Genomic DNA, 25,204 nt, shown 5'->3' on the forward strand with positions numbered 1-25,204 from the left:
GTAATCTCATCTACTAACAGCCTCAATTACATATAGTGATTGAGGCACTTATATAACTAACGATCATTTACACCCAGCTCAGGTGCAATTGCCTTAATTGCAAAATTTGCACCATGAGAAGTGAAATGAACAATATCTAAATAGAAAGCATCACCGCTGGATTCAGACTCTCTCATGAGACAACCGTTTTCGTTGCACAGTTTTTCCGCAACAGATATATACGTCGCGCCTGTCTGTTGAGCTACAGATCGAAGAATTTTCTCCGCAGCCTCTATTCGGTTATCAAGCCCATCACGTGCTTCAACACCATGGCCTCGCCCATACTTGGCGTAATCCAACCGCTCCGACGGAACCCTGTGAAGAGGATCACTACTCCACAAATTGAAGGCTATGCGAGACGGAGAATCTTTCCACCCAGGGGCTGGTCCCAGGATTATGACTCTGCGCACGCCTGCACTCTGTATTTGTTTGATCGTAGCAGGCAGGAGTTCTTTGTTATATTCCCCCCACATCCCGGCTAAGATCACCGTATCAGGCACCAGCTCCCGAACTTTTTCGATCGTCCACTGATTATTGCGTCTGCATGCCAGATTATCTCCCTCGTAACCAAGCATTGGAGGGCAGGCCGAGGAAGTAAATTGTGCGATCCGGAATTGACCGCTGCGATCTGCAAGACCACGCAGGCCCGAATAAATAGCGGCTCCACCTGAATCGCCCCACAATACCCACAATGGCGCAGTCCCTTTATCTATGCACTCTGGGGCGTACTGCAATGCATCCTGCCCCATCTCCATAAAGCAAACCTGATTACGCAACCCTGCGCGATAGCCGTCAAGATCGTACTCCGTCGCCCGCTGAATAATTTCAGGATAGCGGGACGCGAAACCGCCGGATTTAAATATGACTCCTGCCATGACGGCCGCCACGAACATGGAAAGGCATAAAACAGTAACCTTGAATCGTTTACGCGATCCTGAACGAAACGGCTTTTCAATGTAAAGATAGGTAAGAATCGCCAGTACAGCACTCACACCCAATATCCCCAACCGAGCCCCCCAAGACAAACCTTCCGGATAGGAACTTCTAGCAAACGTCAATAACGGCCAGTGCCAGAGATAAAGAGGAAAGCTGATCAATCCTATCGCAACCATCAAGCGGCTACTGAGCAGCACCCTGTTAACCCATGCACTTGGCCCCGCTGCTATTAGCAGAAAGGCACCCACTGTCGGAATCAGCGCCCACTTGCCCGGAAATGGAAGCGTGTCTTTAATCCGAAACATTGCATAGACAATGAACAGCAAGCCGAGAATTGAAACCGCTGAGCGCGTTTTTTCTGAGCCAAACACCAAGTTAATAGCTACGAAGAACCTATTGCACGAAATAGCTTTCGTACCGGTGTCGGATGTAAGACATGCCAACGAAGCTCCGATGATCAACTCCCAACCACGAGAGAGTGGAGAGTAAAAAACCGCGGTTGGATTTTCGTAAACTCCCAGAATGTTTAGCGCAAAGGAAGCCAACCCAATAAGGACTACAACTAGTAGTAAGGGCAGCCGCATGCGCCATCCAGCCCACAACAAAAGGGGCCAAACCACATAAAACTGCTCTTCGATTCCTAATGACCAGAGATGTAGTAAAGGCTTCAACTCTGAAGCCTTATCAAAATACCCCGCCTCGCTCCACAGAACAAAATTTGAAACAAAGCTGGCACCGCCTAGAATATGCTTTGCCAGTAATGCCAAGTCATCAGCCAGCATCGTATTCCACCCGAACACCAGGCAGCTAACCAATACGGTCACAAGTGCTGGAAAAATTCGGCGGATGCGACGAGAGTAAAAGTCAGCTATCGTGAAAGTACCTTGGTCCAACGTCGTAAGGATAACTTTTGAGATCAGATAACCAGAAATAACAAAGAAAATATCTACACCTACAAAACCACCGCGCATCACGGTTGGAAATGCGTGAAAAATCAAAACAGCCAGAACAGCAACAGCACGAAGGCCATCGATGTCCGGTCTGTATCCAATATGCCTTATTGGGTCATTGGTTTTTTTTGAATGTGATATTAAATTTTTGGTCTCACTAATGGTCATTTCTTGCCTACCAAAGAGTGATAAATCTCGCTGTAAGACTTAACCATATCATCAGCCTTGAAATACGCTTCATAACGTTTCAGAGCATCCCCCCCCATTCGGGCAGACGCTATCGGATCGTCCCAAAGTGTCCTCATTGCACCGGCGAGAGAGGCGCTATCGCCCGGCTTTGCCACAATGCCTGTTTCCCCCTCAATATTGATATAAGTGGTACCCGTTCCAATCTCACAGGAAATTAGCGGCTTTCCGTACATCGCCCCTTCCAGCAAAGAAATCCCAAAGGCTTCCGACCTGAGATGTGACGGGAATACCAAAGCAAAACACAAACTCATCAATGCAGCCTTATCGCTGTCAGGTAATGCACCGACAAAAAAGACATTATCCAACCCCGCTTCTTTCGCCTTTCGTTTAAGGTCGATTTCCATAGGGCCTTTCCCCATGATAACGACAGGCAATTTTGTCTGCTGCGCGGCATCCAACAAAAAATCAAGACCTTTGTAGTAACGTAACGCACCGACGAAAAGGAAGAAACGCTCGCCTAGTTTTTCACGCCACTGCGCCGCTGTTACATTACTCACTTCAGGGTATGTATTCCGATCTATACCGATAGGAACAACTTTAACTTTATCTTCGTACCGCTTCAGCACTTCACTACTCTTAACATAATTGGGAGATGAAGCAACGATGACATCAACATTACGAAGAAACGCGTGCAAAAGCGGACTATACAATCTGAGTAACAGCTTCTGTTTGACGATATCCGAGTGATATGTAACAACAGTTGGCTTCTTGACTTTTGTCAGGAAGTGCACCATATCCATGAATGGCCAGGGAAAATGGTAATGGATAATATCAGCTTGCTCAGCCAACTCGGAAAAGTCTTTGAATGCGTCCATCGAGAAACCGGTGGAAGCAAGCTGAATATTTTCATATGAGCGATGTGTTACATGGTGAGCGAGTTTCTCATTTCGCATTGAGCCACGGGGACTGAGATACAGCACCTCGGACTCTATACCGTGTTGTATTCCGCCCTCAGCGAGCTGAAAGATGACCTGCTCTACTCCCCCCATAGTGTCAGGGTAGTACGTCTTGAAAAAGTGCAGGATTTTCAATGGGTGTCCCCCAAGCGCTTTGCAGGAACTCCCACATACGTACCAGCTACATCAATATTACGATGAGCGCACGCACCAGCACCCAACATGACATCGTCCGTTATCTTCAAGCCGTCGATCACCGTAGATCCGGCTCCCAGGAAACAACGTTCACCAATACGACTGCGTCCGGCAACCACCGCTCCTACGGAAACATGGCTGTAGTTACCCACTACGCACTCGTGTTCGACAATTGAGCCCGTATTGATTATGCAACCACGCCCCACCGAGGCCATCGGCCCCACATGTGCATGATGAGCGATGAAACTTCCTTCGTCGATTTGGGCCCCAACGCCTACGGTGGCGCTCGGAGCAATGAGTGTCCCCAAATGCCATCCCTGCTGAATGACCCAATCGCACTGCTCCAGTCGCTTGCTGTTGTCTCCAGCCGCAGGAAAGACTGCCCAATCATCAGGCAATTCAAAGTCCAAGGAGGACTTCACAGGAAAGGAAGAAAACGACTCTCCCGGCCTGGCGTTGCTATCGAGGAAGCACAACTGCGTTATTCCGGAGGCAAGCGCGACATCCGCTACGCTGCGAGCGTGGCCACCAAACCCTAGAATAAGCATGCCTGTGATCGGAGTCATAGATGAGCCCCAGAGGGTTGATCCCCACCAACAGAAATAGACTCAAGTACGGCAATATGCTCATTTACAACATCCGTCCAGGTACGCTGGATCAGGCATTGATAAATTTCTTTCTGTTGCACAAGCAGTTCTTCACGATGAGACAGAGCCCACTCAATCCGGTGAGCCATGTCCTCCCAATCATACGGGTCAAAATATGTCGTGTCCTGGAGCTCTGGCTGATTGAGGATTTCCTCGGTAACCGGGATTCGCGCCATTACCACAGGAGTGTCTACGGACAGAGCCTCCGTAAAGGTAAATGGGCAACCACCCTCGCTCAGGCTGGGATTTACCGCAAGATCAGCCAACTTGTAGCAAGCAGCCAGCTCCTGCACCGACAATCCGTGTAAACACAGGACGTCATTTTCCAGATTATGTTCTTCAATAAATTTCTTTACCGCCGGATAACGCTCGGGATCACCGGTCAAAATCAATTTATGGCTGATATATTTTTTTCTCAGAAGAAACTCATACGCTCGCATCAACATAAGCAAGTTTTTATTAGGCCTGAATTGGCTTGCATAAAACAAAAACTTGAATGACGTATTTGCGAATCCGACCGTATAGTTTTTATTCGAGGATTTACGCATTGCACTGGCGAGAAGCGTTTGCGCATAGTGGAGTGAAGTCGCCTCCAGGTCCGCAAAGCCTCGTGTTGTCACCCACTGGTTTAACTTGTTCGGAGCATGGTGAATCACCGACACATCAGAAGCGCGTATCGAATATTGGTCAACCAATGTTTCCCATTTGATTGCATTACTGTAGGTAACGTAATGCTGACCGGTCTGGATCGATTTACGAACATCCTCATAGGTCTGAAAGAAGCGCTCACCTCCCACATTTGAAAAACCAACTGGAAAATCTGATAGCACCACATCCGGCACACACATGAGCCTTGGACGATTGATTTTATTGAACGCGGGCCAGAAAGCAGTTGGGCTATACCATGCTTTCACATCCACCAGATTATCAATCAACTGAAGCATGCGTTCAGACTCGATCCGCTCCATCACCTTGTAAAGACGGAAGATAAAAGCGTTATCTTTAGGTTCGCTCACTGCCACTTGGGCACGAGACGAGTACCGTCTTAGGGGTCTCATCAGCCTTCTTGCAATAAACTTCATTCTAATCAGGAGCTGAATAAACAATCCCACTACAATAATCGGGCTGAGCAATCCGATTACACAGGCAAGCAGTATTCCTTCAAATAAAAGGAGTAGCAGCCCTGAGTAGTTATTGGTGGTGACTAACCGATGCATGACATAGTCAGCAACGGCCGTTTGCACCTTCAAGAAACCATTGGATAATTTCTTGATGAGACCAGGTCCACGCTTACGCTTTTTTCGAGCAACATAAGCTTCGTAAACCCGCAAAATCATTGGCTTTTTTGCTGGACTAACGACTTCAAAGCGATCCTTTGGAACTCCTTCGCTTTTGAAAAGGTCTTCAAGGCCCTCTTTAGACCAGCTAGGACACACAAGCACAAAGCGCACATCCTCACGGTGACCTGCGCCTTTCAGAAAAGCAGCCAAGTATCGACCCAAGCCTTCGTGACGAAGGTCTAAACCCGGCGCGTAAGCCAGGTAAATGCCATAATTCTTTATAGACACTCTCGTATGACTCCCCAATATTCTCCTGCCAGTTTTTCAACGCCTTGCTCAGCCAATAGCTCAGGCGATGGAAGCAGTGCCTTCTTGGATAAGTAAGTCAACTCCATCTCTTTTAACTTAAGAGCCATGTCTTTGTAGTCGCCAGCATTCATCCAAGACAGTTGCAATGAAAATTGCGAATCCATCTCACGCATCGCCGGATAATCACTACTCAGTGCAGGGACACCGAGACCAGCGGCCTCAACAACACTGAAAGAGCCGTTGTCTATTTTTCCCGCGTGCCATACAAAATTTGCATTTGCCAAAGCACAGCGATATTCAAAGTCAGGCAGCTCACCCAACCACTTGACTTTTTGTTGGAGTTTGAAGCTCGAACCAACAAGCGACGAAAGAGTTTTCAAGTGCGGTAGTTTACTTTCCAGTAAGCTGCCCGTATTTACGCCTGTCACATGGCATTCCAACTGCCCCGCCAAGGTTTCATAGTAAAACTTCAAGGCCTTTATAGCGCTTTCATGATTTTTATGTGCACCTGTGTTCGTAGTCCACAAAAAATAAGGCTGGTCTGGTACTACTAACTCTTCAGCTTCAATTTTAGAGAACTCTGGAGCAAGCATGGGTACTTTCGCTATTCGACCCAGCTCCACGCCGGCATACTGAATCGCATCCTGTTTTGTAAACTCAGTGGTAACCAGAACCTTTTGCGCTCTTCTGACCGCGCTAATAAAGTTCTCATCACCCGTGCGAGAAAGTACGTTTTCATAGCGTTGCAGGTAATCGTAAACCATGAAGATACATGGACGCAGAGGCACCAATGGCGCTGCGACTCGATCAGACACCACAATCCAGGCATCACAGTCCAAGAGTTGCTTTATACCGTCATCCGGAACGACATATCTTACAGAATCTGGTTCCCACCCTTCGTGACCTGCATAACGCATTGCTCTGCGTGCAGTTTGCGCATCGAGTATTTTCCACTGGAAAGATCGCAGTTGAATTCTTTCATCTTTTTCGGATGAGTCTTCCGAAGGATCGATGGAAGACTTTAGATGCAGGAGGACTACGTCAACATCCTCACCCCACTGACGGCTTCCTGCATGCAACGCTTCGGCCAGAAGTCTGGCACCACGAAGACTCCCTCCGCGGTACTCAACCGGCACTACTACTGCTATCTTTTTCCGTTTGGCCGGTCTTTCACTTTGCTCCAACCGGCTTACTTCCAACTCTTCCATTATCTCTTTGAAACTGCTTTGCCAAGCGGCTTCGCAGTTTTGAGCACGCATGGGCTCAAGTAAAACCGCCTGACTGCTGCGTACTTGCTCAATAAACTTCCAATCGTCCTTCAGGATACGACGAATCTTATCCCTTGCTTCTTTGACGGTTTCACATCGGCCAGGAAGCGTCAAACCGCCCATGCGATCGAGAATGCCCCCTCCCATGAAAATCAAGGGCATGCCGACGCGAATAGCTTCGAACGGATGATAGTGAATATGATTTGGCTCACTGGAGTGATAAAACATCACCCGTGACTCTCTCATATTGTTTTCATGTTCTTCGTTAGTGACAAAGCCCAATACATTTGGGTCATCCACTTCTATCGGTTGGGACCCACCAATTTTGTATGGAAAACTCTGCATATCCGAAACAAAATTTTCATAAACTTTTTTGTAATAACTACTAAAACCAATATCCGGGCACACGAAAAAAATATGTTTCTGGCTACCGTTCCATACATCATTAATAGTGCAGTTGCTCAGCCCTAAAGGTAAAAATGATTTTCTTTTTTGCAGATAGACGGCTTCGGAGTCTGCAAGGTGTTCATATGCAATCCCTAGCCACAGGCGTCGCCCCAGCTTTTTGACGGATTGAGTGCCCAACGTCAGCACCTTGACTACTTCGGTATAACTCAGCGTCTTATCCAAACCATAAGCATGCCAAATCGCGGCACCGCTGAATGAGCGAGAAACCTCATTCATGAAGCCTTTGGAATGACAAATAAAGAAACAAACATTGAAGTACTTATTGGCAATATCCCAAGCCTCTTTCGAGGGTGAGACAAACCAATTCTGCTCGTTCAAAATGGCTAAATCTTCGGCCGGGATCGTAAGATTGGCATCCTCGGTCCAGTCGATGCTCGCCGATCGAAATCCGATTTCCTGTGGAAATGACTTCGGAAGAAAGAACTCTGAAACTCCCAAGGATCTGAGCATCTGGAGCTCGAACTTTCGCGCAGCACCATGATTCAACAACCACATAACACGAAACGGTTTAGTTCGCATCAGTAAGTCCATTTATTTTTTTATATTCAGCTATCGCGCTTGATATTTCACCGTCGTACAGAAGTTCGCCATGGTGAAACACCAATCCACGGGTACAAATAGATTGCAGGGCTCCAAAATCGTGGGATGCCAACACGAGAATTTCTGCTTTCTCGATCAGGCTAGTAATGCGCACCTTGGCCTTCGCCATAAAATTCGCATCACCCGCACCGATGACTTCATCCAACAGCAAAATATCACCACCTACGGTAGTTGATATCGCAAAAGCCAGTCGTACTTGCATCCCTGCAGAGTAGGTTTTAATCGGGTAATCGATAAACTCGCCGAGATCAGCGAAGGCTACAATCTCGTCGATCTTATCTCGCATAAACTTCGGAGACAGACCAAGGAGCAACCCGCGATAGAGGATATTCTCCCGACCAGTCGCATCTGGCTCAAAGCCCAAGCTCAAGTCAAACAAAGAGCGGACTTGACCTTCAACCATCAACTCTCCACTGGAGATAGGATATAGACCGGCAACAGTTTTCAGGAAAGTACTTTTCCCGGCACCATTGTGCCCTAGGAGGCCTACTCGCTCGCCGCTGACAATTTTAACATTGATGTTTTTTAGTGCGTGGATGTCGGCTACTTGCTGGGTAGCCTGTTTTTTCGAAAAAACGTTAGCCATCAACGATTTTAATGAACGCTCTTTATAAGCCGCGGAGGCGTAATGGAGATTGACGTTCTTAACATTAATCTGGTTGATTTTATTTGTTCTCATAGGTAAAAGATCACCTTCCGCTCAGCTTTGTAGCCCACATACATCGCGATCAGGGCAAAGAACAGGGCGGTACCCAAGCTAAACGTGTAATTTGCAAGGGTTGGCCATTCACCTTGGAGCAGCGGCGCCCTCAACAACTGAAGAATGTGGTAAATCGGGTTGTAGTCAACCAGAGCGTGGAGCCCGCCGTTTTGAAACATTTTCGCTTCAAAGTAGACAGGGGATACGAACCATAAAGACTGCATCACGAGTCCAAGTGCATGGGGCACATCGCGAAAGCGAGTACTGATATAGGATAGAAGTGTAGACACAGGCCATGCTATCAACGCGACGACAGGAAATATTGTTAAAGTCGCTAGCCAACTCCATCCGAAATTCTGCGGCATCATGATCGCAACCCACACAAAGAGGGAAACGCTGGCGAGCATGAGTACAATCGAACTACCAAGCACAGTTCGCAGGGTATAAATAGCTAAGGGATGATTACATTGCTTAATGTAGGCATCTGCTTGAACGAAAGACAACGAACCGCCAATTGTATTAGCGGAAATGAACTCCCATACAATAATGCCGGAGAGAACATAGGGAGCATAGGTCAGGACATCAGTATTGAACAGTCGGCTGAATACCAGCGTAAGGAGCAACGTCATTCCCAGGGGCTGAATAATCGACCACGTCACCCCCATGAACGATCTGCGCCAGCGGGACCGCAAATCAGCTAGAGCAAGATGCACCCAAAAGTATCGAGCTGCCCACACGCGAGAAAAATACGAAAACATTACTTCCCCTGAATAATTAAATTCGAAAGTCTGGACATTATTTGCCCTCTTTGAATTTTATGAAAATTGAGGCTGTCTCCAGCCCCAATTCCAAAGCAACATCAGCTGGCAAAGTAAGATCGAATTTCTTCTACTACTTGCTGCACCTGCTCACGAGTCAGCGTCGGATAGCTCGGAAGATTCATCCCTCGCAAGCTAAGGTCCTGTGCGACCGGAAAGGTTTCATCCGTCTTGCAATGCGGCATGGTGTTAGCGGGAGCAAATAGCGGTCGCGTTTCGATACCGTTGCTCTTCAAATGATCACGCAAAGCCTGACGCTGGCTAGCGTCATCCAGCACCACCGAGCACATCCAGTAGGAGTGACGGGTTCCTGGCTGCTCTGCGTGCATCTGCAATGGAAGCCCTTCGAGTGCTTCACGGTACCAGTCCGCGACCTGCCGCTTGAGCGCGATGATCTCGTCAGCACGTTCCAACTGAGCGAGGCCAATGGCGGCGCAGATGTTGGTCATTCGGTAGTTGTACGCCAACTCGTCATGCCAGTATTCACGAGTCTTGGACACGCCCTGGCTTTTCAGGTGGCAGGCTCGATCGTGAATGTCTTTGTTCTTGCAAACCACCATCCCACCCTCACCGGTAGTAATGGTTTTGTTGCCAAAGAAACTGAAAGTTGCGACATCACCAAAGGTGCCGACATGCTGATCTTTGTACAGAGAGCCAAAAGCTTCTGCGCAGTCTTCGATCAGCAGCAGATTGTGCTCTTTGCAAAGCGCGACGACTTCGTCCATGTCACAGCTCAAGCCGTACAAGTGCACGACCATGACAGCTTTGGTTTTCGGCGTGACACGACTGCGAATGTCAGCAACGTCGACGTTCCAGGTATCCGCTAAAGATTCAGCGTACACGACTTTCGCCCCAGTCTGCATGATGGTGTTGACCGACGCGACATAGGTCAGCGTCGGAACAATCACCTCATCGCCAGGCCCAAGCCCCAATGCTTCCATTGCCAGGTGAAGCGCTACGGTGCCATTGCTCACTGTGGTCGCGTGTTCTGCGCCAATGTAACGGGCAAACTCGCTCTCAAAGCGGGAGATAAACTCTCCACGGGAAGAAATCCAGGTCGAATCAAGACACTGGTTTACGTATTCCTTTTCGCGACCGCCCAAAAAGGGCTGATATACAGGAATCATCCCAGCCCCCTTTATTCCTGACCTTGGAAGTATTTAAAGCCGTGTTCAGCGACCAACTTGTCACGCTTGGCTTCACGCAGATCTTCACGCATCATTTCTTCTACAAGCTCATTGAAAGAGGTAGTTGGCTCCCAGCCCAGTTTGGCCTTGGCTTTGCTTGGGTCACCCAACAGTGTCTCAACTTCGGCAGGTCGGAAATAACGAGGGTCGACGGCAACGATGCATTGGTTGGTTTCGACGTCGTAACCTTTCTCGTCTACGCCGCTGCCTTCCCAACGAATCTTGATACCGGCTTCATTCGCTGCAACTTCAACAAACTCCCGGACGGAATGCTGTTCGCCGGTCGCAATCACGAAGTCTTCCGGAGTTTCTTGTTGCAGCATAAGCCATTGCATCTCCACGTAATCACGGGCATGACCCCAGTCACGTAGGGCGTCCATGTTACCGAGGTACAGGCAATCTTGCAGTCCGACCTTGATACGTGCCAATGCGCGCGTGATCTTGCGAGTTACGAAGGTTTCACCACGGATTGGAGATTCGTGGTTGAAAAGAATACCGTTGCAGGCATACATGCCATAGGACTCACGATAATTCACAGTGATCCAATAAGCGTACATCTTGGCGACGGCATATGGAGAGCGCGGGTAAAAAGGCGTGGTTTCTTTTTGAGGGATTTCCTGCACCAGGCCATATAGCTCTGAAGTCGATGCCTGGTAGAACTTGGTCTTCTTCTCAAGGCCAGCGATGCGGATTGCTTCAAGGATGCGCAGTGTACCCATGGCATCAGTGTCAGCAGTATATTCTGGCGATTCGAAGGAAACGGCAACGTGGCTCTGCGCCCCGAGGTTGTACACCTCGTCTGGTTGTACTTCCTGCACGATGCGAATCAAGCTGCTCGAATCGGTCAGATCGCCGTAATGCAGGTTCAGATCATAGCCTTTCTTATGCGGGTCGTGGTAGAGGTGGTCAATACGGTGAGTATTGAACAGGGAAGCACGGCGCTTGATGCCGTGTACCGAATAACCTTTCTTGAGCAGGAACTCAGCAAGGTATGCACCATCTTGACCAGTAATGCCCGTAATCAACGCTACTTTCTTGTCGCTCATTTTTTCACCAATTTAAATTAATCAATCGAACAGTAAGTCTCTATCTGAGAGCCAGCTTTTCGCTGCTCTCAACTTCCTTGTGGAAGCGAGACCGATCTTGTCATTCCATATATCTACTGTTCAGCAGTCCCTCAATTTCCTTAACTTTCGACGCCACCAGTTCTGGGTCGCCCTTACTTTCTACGTTCAATCTCAACAGAGGCTCTGTGTTAGAGCCGCGGAGGTTGAATCGCCATTCCGAAAATTCCAAACTGACGCCATCAGTTTTATCCAGCCGAGGACCTTGAGGTAAATAATGCTTCAGTACCTCGTCTAGCGCGGCAGCCACATCGTTCACCCGATAGTTGATTTCACCGCTGCATGGATAGGCGACAATTCGCTCATCGACAAGCTGAGCCAAATTCTTACTCGATTCAGACATTAATGCGGTCACCAACAGCCACGGAATCATACCGCTGTCACAGTAAGCAAAATCCCGGAAGTAATGGTGAGCGCTCATCTCACCACCGTAAATCGCATTCTCCAGACGCATGCGCTCCTTGATAAATGCGTGGCCGGTTTTGCATTGTACTGAAACACCGCCCGCCAATCGAACCTGATCGATCGTGTTCCAGGTCAGCCGCGGGTCGTGGATGATTCTGGAGCCGGGGCTTTTCTTGAGCAGCATTTCCGCCAGCAGGCCAACCACGTAATAGCCCTCAATGAAACGACCATCCTGATCGAAAAAGAAGCAGCGATCAAAGTCACCATCCCAGGCAATCGCCAGGTCACAGCCGTGCTCCAGCAGCGCATTTCTAGTCAGCGCACGATTTTCTGGCAAAAGCGGATTAGGTACACCATTGGGAAAGTTGCCATCGGGTTCGGCATTGATGACCACCCATTCGAAAGGCAGCTTTTTGATCAATTGCTGCAATACCGGCCCCGCGGCGCCATTACCCGGGTCGGCCAATATTTTCAGCGGTTTTAGGTCTGCCAGATTGATGTAGCTGAGAAGATGTTCGATGTAGGCTGTTTTTTCCAGCTCAAAACGGACTTGACCTGGAATATCCGCTAATACACCTAAATCACCACTTTCCACGCGGTCGCGTATGGCGTTGAGCCCAGTGTCACCACTGATTGGACGGGACTCGGACTTCACTAGCTTCATCCCGTTGTAACCTTTAGGATTGTGGCTAGCAGTGATCATCACTCCGCCGTCCGCCTTGAACGCACTGGTGGCAAAGTAGACTTCCTCGGTACCACACAGCCCGATATCGATGACGTTGGCACCGCCTTCAAGCAAGCCCCGTGTCATCGCATCTGCCAGCATCGGGCTTTCGAGCCGCATGTCCCGCCCCAGTACGATGTTTTTGGCCTGCAATTCGACAACCATGGTCCGACCAATCCGGTAAGCCACATCCTCACTGAGATCTGAGGGCACTTGGCCACGAATGTCATAGGCTTTGAAACAATGGGTTTTGATCGGGGCAGTCATACCGCTCTCTTGCTGAGGTATGTGGAAGCGTTGCCGCAGGCGGCTGTGCTTTCATCAGAAATGGAAATACATCATGACCTGGTCAAATGCAAAAAAGCCTGACCGATGAAACTCACCGATCCGGCTTGCAACAGAGACAGGCGGTTACTTATCGGCGCGGCCATAATTATCATCAAAGCGAACGATATCGTCCTCGCCGAGATAGTCTCCACTTTGCACCTCAATTAACACTAGGTCTATGACTCCCGGGTTCATCAGGCGGTGTTGGTGACCGGCGCGAATAAAGGTGGACTCGTTGGTATTCAACATCAATTCCTGCTTGTCGTTGATAACCACGGCCATGCCGCTGACGACGATCCAATGCTCGCTTCTGTGGTGATGCATTTGCAATGAGAGAGAGGCCTTAGGTTTCACCACAATACGCTTGATCTTGAAGCGCTCGCCATTTTCCAGCGTTGTATACGTGCCCCATGGGCGGTGCACAGTACGGTGGAGCAAATGAACGGTGTGACTGCATGCCTTAAGCTGATTAACGATATGTTTTACATCTTGAGCGTGGTCTTTGTGAGCAATCATCACAGCATCAGGGGTGTCGATGACCAGCAGATCTTCAACACCAACCAATGCAGTCAGGCGATTATCACTGTTGACATAGTTGTTGCGAGAGTTGTGCGAAAGCACCTCACCTTCAAAGCGATTGCCATTCTCATCAGGCTCGGTAAGCTCACTGACAGCGTTCCAGGATCCGATGTCACTCCAACCTATATCACAAGGAATAGTTGCTACTTTGGACGAACGTTCCATCAAGGCGTAATCGATGGAAATGTCCGGTACTTCAGCGAACGATTCAGGATCAAGAGCCAGGCAGCGGTATTTAGTCGACGATGTGAGACGCGATTTCTCAATGGTCTTACTGACCGCTTCGACTACGTCTGGAGCATGCTGGCGAAGTTCCTCGAGAACAGAGCCGACACGGAAACAGAACATTCCTGAGTTCCAGTAATAGTTACCTGCACTGACATAACCTTGAGCGGTTTCAAGGTTCGGCTTTTCGACAAAGCGCGTGACCTTCAATCCCCCCTTCAGCGGGGTTTCTTTCTGCGCTTCGATGTAACCGAATCCCGTTTCAGGATAAATCGGTTGAATGCCGAAGGTGACCAACCAGCCCTCGGCTGCCAATGCCATTGCACTGGCTACTGCCGAACCAAACGCTTTTTCGTCTTTGATCAGATGATCTGCGGCCAGCACAAGCATCTGCGCGTCGGGGCCATGTGTGGCCTCCAGTTGAAGCGCCGCAGCAGCAACCGCCGCAGCTGTATTGCGACCGAAAGGCTCCAGGATAAAACCCTGAGGATGCTTTGATGTGTTGACTGCTCCGTACTCGTCTTCGGTCTTGAACAGGAGCTCGCGGTTGGTCACCGTCAAAACTTCCACAACCCCTTCCAGGCACGAGGCGCGGAGGAAAGTTTTCTGGATTAGATTCTGGCCATCTGGCAGATCCATGAACGGCTTTGGATGGGCTTCACGAGAAACGGGCCACAACCGGCTGCCCACTCCGCCAGACAAAATTACGGGAATCAGTTCCATGCTCTAAATCCTTAATCCCCTTTCCGGCAAGTGTCCAGAAAGTGGGCTCAGTTATGTTTCCAGTCATTCCTGCATCGCAATCGATGCAAAATCTTGCTCAAAGCGACCGCTAGAGTGACAGCTCAACTTCGATCCAAACCCATTGGATTACCCTTGTGCGCCTCTCGGATTGTCTGCCTTACCACCTATCGGATATTCCGTACTACCTCCATTTTTTATGGAGTCAACCAGTACAAAGCACCTTCAATGGTAACGAAAAGAGAAGCAAGCGAGTTCGAGATGCAATGCTGGCCGGGATCAGATAATTCTGCCGACATTCTACAGGTAGTACCGGGAATAAATAACTGATGCGCCGACCAGTGATAAAAAATCATTTGAAAACAATCACGTGCATGCCATCAAAATAACATCAACCCCCGACAACGATCAAATCTCAACGTCCATGCACATCTAGTAGTTTCTCGAGATATTGGCCATATCCAGTCTTACCAAGGCGCGCAGCTTGAGCCTTCAATTGATCTGCCGAGATCCATCCACTGTTGTAAGCAATCTCTTCCAGACATGCGACCTTCAGACCTTGGCGCTTCTCAATGGTATGCACGAAATGACTTGCCTCAAGCAGCGAATCATGAGTACCGGTATCCAACCAAGCGAAACCGCGCCCGAGCATTTCTACTTTCAGGGACTTCTGTTCCAGATAAACACGGTTTATATCGGTGATTTCCAACTCGCCACGCGCAGAGGGCTTGATGCTTTTGGCTATTTCGACTACCTGGTTATCGTAGAAGTACAAACCAGTCACTGCGTAATTTGACTTGGGAACCTGAGGCTTCTCTTCGATGCTCAGCACCTGACCACCCTTGTCGAATTCCACGACACCAAAACGCTCAGGATCAGAAACGTGGTAACCAAAGATGGTCGCACCGTGATCTTGCCTGCCTGCAGACCGCAGATGCTCCGTAATCTGCCCATAGAAAATGTTGTCACCTAGGATCAGGCAGCAAGGGTCTTCACCAATGAACTCTTCCCCAATAATGAAGGCTTGTGCTAAGCCGTCAGGGCTAGGCTGCTCAGCATAGGACAGATTGATACCGTAAAGACTGCCGTCTCCCAGCAGCTTGCGGAAATTCGGAAGATCTTCGGGTGTTGAGATGATCAAAATTTCGCGTATACCCGCAAGCATCAGCACCGACAGCGGATAAAAAATCATCGGTTTGTCGTAGATCGGCAGCATTTGCTTGGACACACCGAGGGTTAACGGGTGCAGACGCGTGCCCGAACCGCCAGCAAGGATGATGCCTTTACGATTGACTGTGCTCATTTATTCAGAACTTCCCTAAGCATTCGAGTTACACCACTTTGCCAATCCGGCAAGTGTAAAGAAAAATTGTCACGCAGCTTCTGCGTATTCAAACGCGAGTTCAGAGGCCGACGCGCGGGTGTTGGGTATGCAATCGTTTCAACCGGTTGGATCGTCTTTACGGCGAGCTGCTCACCATTGGCCTGGGCGAAATCGATAACATAACGGGCATAGTCGTGCCAGGACACTTCGCCACTCGCAGCCAAGTGGTACAACCCCGCAAGCTCAGGGCGTAGCTGCACTTGCCGAATGGCCAACGATGTCACATCAGCTATCAGGTCGGCCCCGGTGGGCGCGCCAACCTGATCTGAAACAACGCGCAAGGTTTCGTGCTTTCTAGCCAGGCGTAACATGGTCTTGGCGAAATTCTTGCCACGAGTGCCATATCCCCAACTGGTACGGAACAGCAAGTGTTTGCAGCCAGACGCGATAATTGCCTGCTCGCCGGCTAACTTGCTGACACCATAGTGATTCAAGGGGCCAACGACATCGGCCTCCCGCCAAGGCGTCGAACCTTGACCATTGAAGACATAATCTGTCGAATAGTGGATCAGCCACCCCCCTAGTGCCAAGGCCTCTTCGGCCATGACCTGACAGGCCTGCCCATTCACACAGTCAGCCAACTTAGTCTCGGTCTCGGCATTATCAACTGCCGTGTAAGCGGCAGCATTGACGATGAAGTCGGGTTTGATTCGCTTGATCGTGGCGCGCAAAACCTCCAGATCCGTCAAATCGACACATAAACCATCGCTGACATGCCGGTCCACAGCAATCAATTCGCCCAGCGGAGACAGGGAACGCTGCAGCTCCCACCCCAACTGACCATTCTTCCCCAGCAGGAGGATTCTCATGCCTTGCCCGAACGACCTGCGTAGTTCTGGTCGATCCACTGCTGGTAGGCACCGCTTTTTACATGAGCAACCCACTCGGAATTTTCGAGGTACCACTCGACGGTTTTACGAATACCCGTCTCAAACGTTTCTTCCGGCACCCAACCCAGCTCCCTCTGGATTTTGTTGGCATCAATTGCGTAACGCTGGTCGTGGCCCGGACGGTCCTGAACGTAGGTGATCAGACTGGCATGCGGACGATGAGCGGAGTCCGGACGTAGTTCATCCAGCAGCGCGCAAAGGGTGTGTACCACTTCAATGTTTTGCTTTTCGTTATGGCCGCCAATGTTGTATGTCTCGCCGATAACACCTTCGGTCACTACCTTGTACAAAGCACGAGCGTGGTCTTCAACGTAGAGCCAGTCACGAACCTGATTGCCTTTACCGTAGACCGGCAGTGGCTTGCCTTCCAGCGCATTGAGAATGATCAACGGGATCAATTTCTCGGGAAAGTGATAAGGACCATAGTTGTTTGAGCAGTTAGTGACAAGGGTCGGCAGGCCATAGGTACGACTCCAGGCGCGAACCAGGTGATCGGAACTGGCCTTGCTGGCGGAATACGGTGAACTCGGCTGATACGGTGTGGTTTCGGTGAAGAGGTCTTCCGGACCTTCGAGGTCACCGTAAACTTCATCAGTGGAAATATGATGGAAGCGGAAGGCGGATTTGCGCGCATCATCCAGCGTTGCCCAATAATGGCGGGCAGCCTCCAGCAGGGTGTAAGTCCCGATGATATTGGTCTGGATGAACTCGGATGGCCCGGAAATCGACCGATCAACATGTGACTCTGCAGCCAGATGCATGATCGCATCCGGTTGATGTTCACGCAGGATGCGATCGATTTGATCGCGATCACAAATGTCGACATGCTCGAAAACATAACGCGAACTCTGGCTGACCTGAGACAGCGACTCAAGGTTGCCGGCATAGGTCAACTTATCGACGTTAATGACGGTGTCGTCTGTCTTGGAAATGATATGACGGATGACCGCCGACCCAATAAACCCGGCGCCACCGGTTACTAGAATTTTCACGCGAAACCATACCCTTGCGTTGCTGACAGGGCCGCCTACCGCGCACTGCCTGATCCATGAATGCGAAAACCATCTAACCAGTTGAAGCTTCTGACAGAGACAGTCTTACCGATATAGGAATATGCCACTATCGGAGAAGCGCAGCATTTTACAGCTTAATGACGGTTTTACTAATGGATATAGACAAGCTGTGAACAAAGTACAGTGCAACTCTCGGTGGCAGCGTCACTATCAAACAAGACGCTTGCGTGCAACTCTGGACGATCGCCCCACGAACCACCCCAGTAAAGGACCAATCAACATCCCCACCAACAGCGCCAGCACCATCAACAAGGATACGGGCATTTGCGGACCGGCCAGCCCCAGAAAGAGCAAAGAAACCGACTGCTGATTCTCAAGCACGAACGCCAGGATCACCAGCACCAGCAGCAGGATGAATACCGCGAGCACTATTCGCTTGAGGTTACGCATCAGCAGCTCCTTGAATCACAGAGGGTGTCAAAGGCCTTCTTCCTCTTCCTCGTTCACACGATCGCGCAGTTCTTTGCCTGGCTTAAAATGCGGAACGAATTTACCGTCAAGGCTGACGGACTGACCTGTTTTTGGATTGCGGCCTACGCGCGGTGCGCGGTAGTGCAGGGAGAAGCTGCCAAAACCACGGATCTCGATGCGATCGCCGGTGGCCAGACATTGGGACATTTGCTCAAGCATGGTCTTGATGGCCAGCTCCACATCTTTTGATGAGAGCAGCCCTTGATGGGTGACAATTCGTTCGATCAACTCCGACTTCGTCATATTTTTCCCTTCTTTTTCAAGCAGCTAGGAAAATCGCTCCAGAGGTTTTAGCATGCCCGCACGATTTTGAACAGCCCGGGTTTTGACATCTTTTCACGCATCACACAATGTCGGTTCCACCACCAATCGCCGCCTCACCTGCAAATCACCAGCATGGTTCGTGTCAGGTAGCCCGCGGGATTGAAGCCGAACGGGAACTCGTCCTCTTCCTTTGCATCATCCGACCTGGTGACGACTTTATAGCCAGCCCCCTTGCACTCCTTCGCTGCGCGCTTGTGACACTTCTCCCAGCCCGAGCCCAGCCCGGAGCAATCAACCTCTATACCGCTGACTCCACGTACCGCATGGGTCTTGGCAGTTGTGGTGCAACCCGCCAGTGTCAGTAATGCTATTGCGACAATGAGCTTGTTCATTCACTTCCTTATGCCAGGCACCCTGCCGAGCGTCGTTCGCTTCTGAATAAGACTAGCTGCAAATAAACGATTGATCCTGTTAAGGAAAGAGACATCTCGAAAGAGGGATTTGTTTCACGCTGTTGCTACGCACCTATTGCAGGTCACTGAAACAACAAATTCCAGGCAAAAAAAAGGGCGACCGAAGTCGCCCTTTTTTACAGAAAGTCAGAACTTAGTTCTGTTTTTCCGCTTGTGCAGCACGCAGCAGGTCACCCAGGGTGGTGGCTACTGGAGCGTCACCAGCTACTGGCTTGTCGCGCAGGCTCTGGATGGCTTCTTTCTCGTCTTCAACGTCTTTCGACTTGATCGAGAGCTGGATTACGCGGCTCTTGCGATCAACGCTGATGATCTTGGCTTCTACTTCTTCGCCTTCTTTCAGAACGTTGCGCGCGTCTTCAACGCGGTCACGGCTGATTTCGGAGGCTTTCAGAGTCGCTTCGATATCGTCGGCCAGAGTGATGATGGCGCCTTTAGCGTCAACTTCTTTCACGATGCCCTTAACGATTGCGCCTTTGTCGTTCTCTTGAACGTACTCGGAGAACGGATCGCTTTCCAGTTGCTTGATGCCCAGGGAGATGCGCTCACGCTCTGGGTCAACCGACAGGATAACGGTGTCCAGCTCGTCGCCCTTCTTGAAACGGCGTACGGCTTCTTCGCCCACTTCGTTCCAGGAGATGTCGGACAGGTGAACCAGGCCGTCGATGCCGCCGTCCAGACCAATGAAGATACCGAAATCGGTGATCGACTTGATGGTGCCGGAGATTTTATCGCCCTTGTTGAACTGGCCAGAGAAATCTTCCCATGGGTTAGATTTGCACTGCTTGATGCCCAGGGAGATACGACGACGCTCTTCGTCGATGTCCAGAACCATAACTTCCACTTCGTCGCCGACTTGTACGACTTTCGAAGGGTGGATGTTCTTGTTGGTCCAGTCCATTTCGGAAACGTGTACCAGACCTTCAACGCCTTCTTCCAGCTCAGCGAAGCAGCCGTAGTCGGTCAGGTTGGTTACACGAGCGGTAACGCGAGTGCTTTCTGGGTAACGGGCTTTGATAGCAACCCATGGATCTTCGCCCAGTTGCTTCAGGCCCAGGGAAACACGATTGCGCTCACGATCGTACTTCAGAACCTTGACATCGATCTCGTCGCCAACGTTGACGATTTCGGAAGGATGCTTGATACGCTTCCAAGCCATGTCGGTAATGTGCAGCAGGCCATCGACGCCACCCAGATCGACGAATGCGCCGTAATCGGTGAGGTTCTTGACGATACCTTTGACTTGTTGGCCTTCCTGCAGGGATTCCAGCAGAGCTTCGCGCTCGGCGGAGTTCTCGGCTTCCAGGACGCTACGACGGGAAACGACAACGTTGTTGCGCTTCTGGTCCAGCTTGATGACCTTGAATTCCAGCTCTTTGCCTTCCAGGTGCGTGGTGTCGCGCACTGGACGGACGTCAACCAGAGAACCTGGCAGGAACGCACGGATGCCGTTAACGTCGACAGTGAAGCCGCCTTTAACCTTACCGTTGATAACGCCCTTGACCACTTCTTCGGCTGCGAAGGCTGCTTCCAGAACAATCCAGCATTCAGCGCGCTTGGCTTTTTCACGGGACAGCTTGGTTTCACCAAAGCCGTCTTCAACCGAGTCCAGAGCAACGTGAACTTCGTCACCGACATTGATAGTCAGATCGCCAGCGTCGTTGTAGAACTGCTCAAGCGGGATGAGTGCTTCAGACTTCAGGCCAGCGTGAACGGTTACCCAGCGAGCTTGGTAATCGATATCAACGATAACACCGGTGATGATGGAGCCTGCCTGAAGGTTCAGGGTTTTTAGGCTTTCTTCAAAGAGTTCCGCAAAGCTTTCGCTCATTTTAATTCCTGTAGATGAGGGCGAAGAATACGCCCATCTCCACACCCCAGACGGTGTGGGTTAGTTTCATTTAAAAGAAGCGTCGCAGAACTATGACTGGTCCCCTGCGGCCTTCTTGGTCACCCGGCGATATCGCGAATGGCGATCTCGCTCATGATGCGTTGCAGCACCTGATCGATGGATAATTCCGTGGAATCCAGCTGTATGGCGTCAGCCGCCGGCTTGAGCGGGGCTACCGCTCGCTGGGTGTCACGCTCATCGCGTGCACGTATCTCATCTAGCAGACTCGACAGACTAACACCATCGACTTTGCCCTTCAACTGCAAGTATCGACGGCGCGCACGCTCCTCGGCACTGGCGGTCAGGAAAATCTTCAGCGGCGCGTCCGGAAAAACCACCGTGCCCATGTCACGACCGTCGGCCACCAGGCCCGGCGCTTCCTGGAATGCTCGCTGGCGCTGCAGCAGCGCCTCGCGTACGGCGGGCAATGCAGCCACTTGGGAGGCACCCGAGCCGACGCTTTCCGTACGGATCACATCACTGACTTCGTCGCCTTCCAGAATGATGCGCTGCAGCTGCCCCTCGGTCGCCGCGATGAACTGAACATCCAGATGAGCGGCAAGTTTTTTCAGCAGCTCTTCGTTGGTCAGATCAACGCCGTGGTTATGCGCGGCAAATGCCAGCAGCCGATAAAGCGCACCGGAATCCAGCAGGTTCCAGCCCAGACGCTTGGCCAGAATCCCGGCTACCGTGCCTTTGCCGGAGCCACTAGGCCCATCGATGGTGATGACCGGTGCAATGCTGATCACGACTGAGCCTCTTGGGCAACGCGGATGCCGACCTGTGCGCACAACGCCAGGAAGTTCGGGAACGACGTCGCGACGTTGGCGCAATCATGGATGCGGATCGGCGCGGTCGCACGCAGCGAAGCTACGCTGAATGCCATGGCGATCCGGTGGTCGCCGTGACCGTGCACTTCGCCGCCGCCAATCTGGCCGCCGTCGATAATGATGCCGTCCGGAGTGGGTTCGCACTTGACGCCCAGGGCGAGCAGACCATCGGCCATGACCTGGATACGGTCCGACTCCTTGACCCGCAGCTCTTCGGCGCCGGTCAGCACGGTGCGCCCTTCAGCGCAGGCCGCCGCCACGAACAGCACCGGGAATTCGTCGATTGCCAATGGCACCAGCGCTTGCGGAATCTCGATACCTTTGAGTTTAGCCGCACGTACGCGCAGGTCAGCGACTGGCTCGCCGCCCACTTCACGCTGGTTTTCCAGGGTGATGTCGGCGCTCATCAGACGCAGGATGTCGATGACACCGGTACGGGTCGGGTTGATGCCGACGTGCTCGAGCACCAGCTCCGAACCTTCAGCGATCGAAGCGGCCACCAGGAAGAACGCCGACGACGAGATATCGCCCGGCACTTCAATGTGGGTCGCCGCCAGCTTGCCGCCGGACTCGACGGAGGCGGTCGCGCCATTGACGGAAACCGGGTAACCGAAGCCGCGCAACATGCGCTCGGTGTGGTCGCGGGTCGGTGCCGGCTCGGTAACGGTGGTCTTGCCTTCGGCATAAAGACCCGCCAGCAGCAGGCAGGATTTAACCTGGGCACTGGCCATCGGCATGGTGTAAGTCAGGCCTTTGAGCTTGTTGCCACCGCGGATGACCATCGGCGGACGGCCTTCGGCGGCGGTTTCGATCACGGCGCCCATTTCACGCAGTGGGTTGGCCACGCGATTCATCGGGCGCTTGGACAGCGAAGCGTCACCGGTCAGGGTGCTGTCGAAGTCCTGCGCGGCCAGCAGGCCGGAAAGTAGGCGCATCGAAGTACCGGAGTTGCCCAGATAGATCGGGCCCGGCGCAGGTTTCAGGCCATGCAGGCCGACACCATGAATGGTCACGCGACCATGGTGCGGGCCTTCAATGACCACGCCCATGTCACGGAACGCCTGCAAGGTCGCCAGGGCGTCTTCGCCCTCGAGGAAGCCTTCGACTTCGGTGACACCTTCGGCCAGGGAGCCGAGCATGATCGAACGGTGGGAAATCGATTTGTCACCTGGTACGCGAATCCGACCGGACAGGCGGCCACCAGGTTGAGCCAGGAAAATCAGATCGTTGGAATTCATAGCGTCCACATAGGCCCGACGGGCCAGGATTTTACTGAAATGCTCGCGGGCAACCCGGGCGCGAGTGAAAACGCCCAATAATTGGTGCCCATCCCCTGCATCGACCGCGTCGCGCAAGGCGTCGAGGTCGCTGCGAAATGTATCGAGTGTGCGCAGGACAGCTTCGCGGTTGGCGAGGAAGATGTCGTGCCACATGACCGGGTCGCTTCCGGCGATTCTTGTGAAATCGCGGAAACCGCCCGCAGCGTAACGGAAGATCTCAAGATTTTCATTGCGCTTGGCCAACGAATCGACCAAACCGAACGCCAACAGGTGCGGAAGGTGGCTGGTGGCCGCCAACACTTCGTCGTGACGCTCGACCTGCATGTGCTCGACATCGGCGCCCAGTTCGCGCCACAGGCGATCGACCACGGCCAGGGCTTGCGGATCGGTCTGTTCCAGCGGCGTCAGGATCACCTTATGGCGACGGAACAGCTCAGAGTTGGAGGCTTCCACCCCGCTCTGCTCGGAACCGGCAATCGGGTGCCCCGGCACGAAACGCGGCGGCATACCACCAAACGCTTCAGTAGCCGCACGCACGACATTGCCCTTGGCGCTGCCGACATCGGTCAGAACCGCCTGCCCCAGATCCATGCCCGCCAAACGGCCGAGCATTTTCTCCATGGCGAGGATCGGCACAGCCAGCTGGATCACGTCGGCGCCCTGGCAAGCAACCGCCAGGTCTTCTTCGCAGCGATCCACCACACCCAATTCAACCGCCAGCTTGCGCGACTGCGGGTCGAGATCGACCCCGACCACTTCGCGACACAAGCCACTTTCGCGCAAACCCTTGGCAAACGAACCGCCGATCAATCCCAGACCGACCACCACCAGGCGCCCGATCATAGGTTCAGCAGATTGCAGAGCAGTGACATCAACCACGAGCCAGAACCTTGGTCAGCGCCTCAAGGAAGCGGCTGTTCTCTGCCGGCAGACCGATGGTCACGCGCAGGTGGTTCGGCATGCCGTAGTTGGCCACCGGACGCACGATCACGCCTTCACGCAGCAAGCCCTGGAACACCGGAGCCGCGACCTGACCGAGATCGACGCAGATAAAGTTGCCTTTGGACGGAATCCAGCCCAGCCCCAGTTCGCGGAAACCCGCTTCCAGTTGCTGCATGCCCGCCTCGTTCAGGCGACGGCTTTCTGCCAGGTACTCTTCGTCTTTCAACGCCGCGCAAGCAGCGGCCAGGGCCAGGCTGTTGACGTTGAATGGCTGGCGTACACGGTTCAGCACATCGGCCACTACCGCGGTGGACAAGCCATAACCGACGCGCAACGACGCCAGGCCGTAGGCCTTGGAGAACGTACGCGAGACCAGCAGGTTCGGATAAGCCGCGAGGAAATCCAGACCATCCGGCAGGTCGCTGCCTTCGGCGTACTCGATGTAGGCCTCGTCCAGCACGACCAGTACGTGCTCGGGAACATCCTGCAGGAATTCGTCCAGCGCCTCGGTATCGAACCAGGTCCCGGTCGGGTTGTTCGGGTTGGCGATGAACACCACGCGGGTATTGGCGTCGATGGCAGCGAGCATGGCCGGCAGGTCATGCCCCCATTCCCTGGCCGGAACGACCTTGGCCTGGGCGCCGACCGCCTGGGTCGCAATCGGGTAAACCGCGAACGCGTGTTCGCTGAACACGGCGTTGAGGCCCGGCGCCAGGTAGGCGCGCGCCACCAGCTCGAGAATGTCGTTGGAACCGTTGCCCAGCGTGACCTGGTTCAGCTCGACGCGGCATTGCCCGGCCAACAGGGATTTGAGCGCGAAACCGTTGCCGTCCGGATAACGGGTCAGCTCGGCCAGTGCGTCGCGGATGGCTGCCAGCGCCTTGGGGCTGGCACCCAGCGGGTTTTCGTTGCTCGCCAGTTTGACGATGCTGGCCGGATCGAGATCCAGCTCACGCGCCAGTTCGTCCACGGGCTTGCCCGGAACGTAAGGCGAAAGTTGTTGCACGCCCGGCTGTGCCAGAGCGAGGAAATTACCACTCAT

21 protein-coding genes are annotated in these 25,204 nt (G+C 52.1%); all 21 read right to left on the reverse strand.

Annotation, left to right across the window (positions count from 1 at the left end; all coding sequences use genetic code 11):
- Positions 1-56 precede the first annotated feature (56 nt).
- Positions 57-2,093: an acyltransferase family protein gene (locus M5G20_RS22440; RefSeq protein ID WP_273920940.1), complete on the reverse strand. Its 2,037-nt coding sequence runs from the start codon at positions 2,091-2,093 to the stop codon at positions 57-59.
- Positions 2,090-3,205: a glycosyltransferase family 4 protein gene (locus tag M5G20_RS22445; RefSeq protein WP_273920941.1), complete on the reverse strand. Its 1,116-nt coding sequence runs from the start codon at positions 3,203-3,205 to the stop codon at positions 2,090-2,092. Before M5G20_RS22445 ends, M5G20_RS22440 begins: the two co-directional genes overlap by 4 nt.
- Positions 3,202-3,831 carry an acetyltransferase gene (locus M5G20_RS22450; RefSeq protein ID WP_273920942.1) on the reverse strand — a complete coding sequence of 210 codons (630 nt, stop codon included), beginning with the start codon at positions 3,829-3,831 and terminating at the stop codon, positions 3,202-3,204. The genes M5G20_RS22445 and M5G20_RS22450 overlap by 4 nt, the downstream gene beginning before the upstream one ends.
- Entirely contained in the window at positions 3,828-5,480 is a 1,653-nt protein-coding gene (locus M5G20_RS22455) for a glycosyltransferase (RefSeq protein WP_273920944.1), read from the reverse strand. The genes M5G20_RS22450 and M5G20_RS22455 overlap by 4 nt, the downstream gene beginning before the upstream one ends.
- Positions 5,471-7,756 (reverse strand): glycosyltransferase, encoded by a 2,286-nt coding sequence (locus M5G20_RS22460; RefSeq protein ID WP_273920945.1) that lies wholly within the window; start codon positions 7,754-7,756, stop codon positions 5,471-5,473. Before M5G20_RS22460 ends, M5G20_RS22455 begins: the two co-directional genes overlap by 10 nt.
- Complete coding sequence (locus M5G20_RS22465) at positions 7,746-8,516, reverse strand: ABC transporter ATP-binding protein (protein WP_273920946.1); 771 nt, start codon at positions 8,514-8,516, stop codon at positions 7,746-7,748. The genes M5G20_RS22460 and M5G20_RS22465 overlap by 11 nt, the downstream gene beginning before the upstream one ends.
- On the reverse strand, positions 8,513-9,295 hold the full coding sequence (locus tag M5G20_RS22470; protein ID WP_273920947.1) for an ABC transporter permease: 783 nt from the start codon (positions 9,293-9,295) through the stop codon (positions 8,513-8,515). Before M5G20_RS22470 ends, M5G20_RS22465 begins: the two co-directional genes overlap by 4 nt.
- Positions 9,296-9,396: 101 nt before the next feature.
- Positions 9,397-10,482, reverse strand: a complete 1,086-nt coding sequence (locus M5G20_RS22475; protein ID WP_273920948.1) for a DegT/DnrJ/EryC1/StrS family aminotransferase — start codon at positions 10,480-10,482, stop codon at positions 9,397-9,399.
- A gap of 11 nt (positions 10,483-10,493) precedes the next feature.
- Complete coding sequence (gene gmd, locus M5G20_RS22480; RefSeq protein ID WP_273920949.1) at positions 10,494-11,588, reverse strand: GDP-mannose 4,6-dehydratase; 1,095 nt, start codon at positions 11,586-11,588, stop codon at positions 10,494-10,496.
- Between the two features lie 100 nt (positions 11,589-11,688).
- Positions 11,689-13,062 carry a phosphomannomutase gene (locus M5G20_RS22485; protein ID WP_273920950.1) on the reverse strand — a complete coding sequence of 458 codons (1,374 nt, stop codon included), beginning with the start codon at positions 13,060-13,062 and terminating at the stop codon, positions 11,689-11,691.
- 144 nt (positions 13,063-13,206) lie between these two features.
- Positions 13,207-14,649, reverse strand: coding sequence for a mannose-1-phosphate guanylyltransferase/mannose-6-phosphate isomerase (locus M5G20_RS22490; protein ID WP_273920951.1), 1,443 nt, complete (start codon positions 14,647-14,649; stop codon positions 13,207-13,209).
- Positions 14,650-15,082: 433 nt separating this feature from the next.
- On the reverse strand, positions 15,083-15,970 hold the full coding sequence (gene rfbA, locus M5G20_RS22495; protein WP_273920952.1) for a glucose-1-phosphate thymidylyltransferase RfbA: 888 nt from the start codon (positions 15,968-15,970) through the stop codon (positions 15,083-15,085).
- The gene (rfbD, locus tag M5G20_RS22500) at positions 15,967-16,860 is read right to left on the reverse strand and encodes a dTDP-4-dehydrorhamnose reductase (protein ID WP_273920953.1); all 894 of its coding nucleotides are present in this window, start codon (positions 16,858-16,860) and stop codon (positions 15,967-15,969) included. Before rfbD ends, rfbA begins: the two co-directional genes overlap by 4 nt.
- The gene (gene rfbB, locus M5G20_RS22505) at positions 16,857-17,933 is read right to left on the reverse strand and encodes a dTDP-glucose 4,6-dehydratase (RefSeq protein ID WP_273920954.1); all 1,077 of its coding nucleotides are present in this window, start codon (positions 17,931-17,933) and stop codon (positions 16,857-16,859) included. The genes rfbD and rfbB overlap by 4 nt, the downstream gene beginning before the upstream one ends.
- A 231-nt stretch (positions 17,934-18,164) precedes the next feature.
- Positions 18,165-18,404: a LapA family protein gene (locus M5G20_RS22510; protein WP_273920955.1), complete on the reverse strand. Its 240-nt coding sequence runs from the start codon at positions 18,402-18,404 to the stop codon at positions 18,165-18,167.
- A 27-nt stretch (positions 18,405-18,431) separates the two neighbouring features.
- Positions 18,432-18,728, reverse strand: a complete 297-nt coding sequence (ihfB, locus tag M5G20_RS22515) for an integration host factor subunit beta (protein WP_007899751.1) — start codon at positions 18,726-18,728, stop codon at positions 18,432-18,434.
- A gap of 134 nt (positions 18,729-18,862) precedes the next feature.
- On the reverse strand, positions 18,863-19,141 hold the full coding sequence (locus tag M5G20_RS22520) for a hypothetical protein (protein ID WP_212625331.1): 279 nt from the start codon (positions 19,139-19,141) through the stop codon (positions 18,863-18,865).
- 214 nt (positions 19,142-19,355) lie between these two features.
- Complete coding sequence (gene rpsA, locus M5G20_RS22525) at positions 19,356-21,050, reverse strand: 30S ribosomal protein S1 (protein ID WP_008065216.1); 1,695 nt, start codon at positions 21,048-21,050, stop codon at positions 19,356-19,358.
- 119 nt (positions 21,051-21,169) lie between these two features.
- Positions 21,170-21,859 (reverse strand): (d)CMP kinase, encoded by a 690-nt coding sequence (gene cmk / locus M5G20_RS22530; protein WP_150732400.1) that lies wholly within the window; start codon positions 21,857-21,859, stop codon positions 21,170-21,172.
- A complete protein-coding gene (locus M5G20_RS22535) occupies positions 21,856-24,063 on the reverse strand; it encodes a bifunctional prephenate dehydrogenase/3-phosphoshikimate 1-carboxyvinyltransferase (RefSeq protein ID WP_273921368.1) in 2,208 nt (735 codons plus the stop codon). The genes cmk and M5G20_RS22535 overlap by 4 nt, the downstream gene beginning before the upstream one ends.
- Before the next feature lie 28 nt (positions 24,064-24,091).
- Positions 24,092-25,204: a histidinol-phosphate transaminase gene (hisC, locus tag M5G20_RS22540; RefSeq protein ID WP_273920956.1), complete on the reverse strand. Its 1,113-nt coding sequence runs from the start codon at positions 25,202-25,204 to the stop codon at positions 24,092-24,094.

The organism is Pseudomonas sp. TNT2022 ID1044 (assembly GCF_028656895.1).
Lineage (GTDB): Bacteria > Pseudomonadota > Gammaproteobacteria > Pseudomonadales > Pseudomonadaceae > Aquipseudomonas > Aquipseudomonas reinekei.

Bases quoted from the DNA above. Each gene is read 5' to 3' on its own strand.
- M5G20_RS22440 (WP_273920940.1), bottom strand. From the start codon at position 2,093: ATGACCATTAGTGAGACCAAAAATTTAATATCACATTCAAAAAAAACC.
- M5G20_RS22450 (WP_273920942.1), bottom strand. From the start codon at position 3,831: ATGACTCCGATCACAGGCATGCTTATTCTAGGGTTTGGTGGCCACGCT.
- M5G20_RS22460 (WP_273920945.1), bottom strand. From the start codon at position 7,756: ATGCGAACTAAACCGTTTCGTGTTATGTGGTTGTTGAATCATGGTGCT.
- M5G20_RS22465 (WP_273920946.1), bottom strand. From the start codon at position 8,516: ATGAGAACAAATAAAATCAACCAGATTAATGTTAAGAACGTCAATCTC.
- M5G20_RS22470 (WP_273920947.1), bottom strand. From the start codon at position 9,295: ATGTTTTCGTATTTTTCTCGCGTGTGGGCAGCTCGATACTTTTGGGTG.
- M5G20_RS22475 (WP_273920948.1), bottom strand. From the start codon at position 10,482: ATGATTCCTGTATATCAGCCCTTTTTGGGCGGTCGCGAAAAGGAATAC.
- gmd (WP_273920949.1), bottom strand. From the start codon at position 11,588: ATGAGCGACAAGAAAGTAGCGTTGATTACGGGCATTACTGGTCAAGAT.
- M5G20_RS22485 (WP_273920950.1), bottom strand. From the start codon at position 13,062: ATGACTGCCCCGATCAAAACCCATTGTTTCAAAGCCTATGACATTCGT.
- M5G20_RS22490 (WP_273920951.1), bottom strand. From the start codon at position 14,649: ATGGAACTGATTCCCGTAATTTTGTCTGGCGGAGTGGGCAGCCGGTTG.
- rfbA (WP_273920952.1), bottom strand. From the start codon at position 15,970: ATGAGCACAGTCAATCGTAAAGGCATCATCCTTGCTGGCGGTTCGGGC.
- rfbD (WP_273920953.1), bottom strand. From the start codon at position 16,860: ATGAGAATCCTCCTGCTGGGGAAGAATGGTCAGTTGGGGTGGGAGCTG.
- M5G20_RS22510 (WP_273920955.1), bottom strand. From the start codon at position 18,404: ATGCGTAACCTCAAGCGAATAGTGCTCGCGGTATTCATCCTGCTGCTG.
- ihfB (WP_007899751.1), bottom strand. From the start codon at position 18,728: ATGACGAAGTCGGAGTTGATCGAACGAATTGTCACCCATCAAGGGCTG.
- M5G20_RS22520 (WP_212625331.1), bottom strand. From the start codon at position 19,141: ATGAACAAGCTCATTGTCGCAATAGCATTACTGACACTGGCGGGTTGC.
- rpsA (WP_008065216.1), bottom strand. From the start codon at position 21,050: ATGAGCGAAAGCTTTGCGGAACTCTTTGAAGAAAGCCTAAAAACCCTG.
- M5G20_RS22535 (WP_273921368.1), bottom strand. From the start codon at position 24,063: ATGATCGGGCGCCTGGTGGTGGTCGGTCTGGGATTGATCGGCGGTTCG.
- hisC (WP_273920956.1), bottom strand. From the start codon at position 25,204: ATGAGTGGTAATTTCCTCGCTCTGGCACAGCCGGGCGTGCAACAACTT.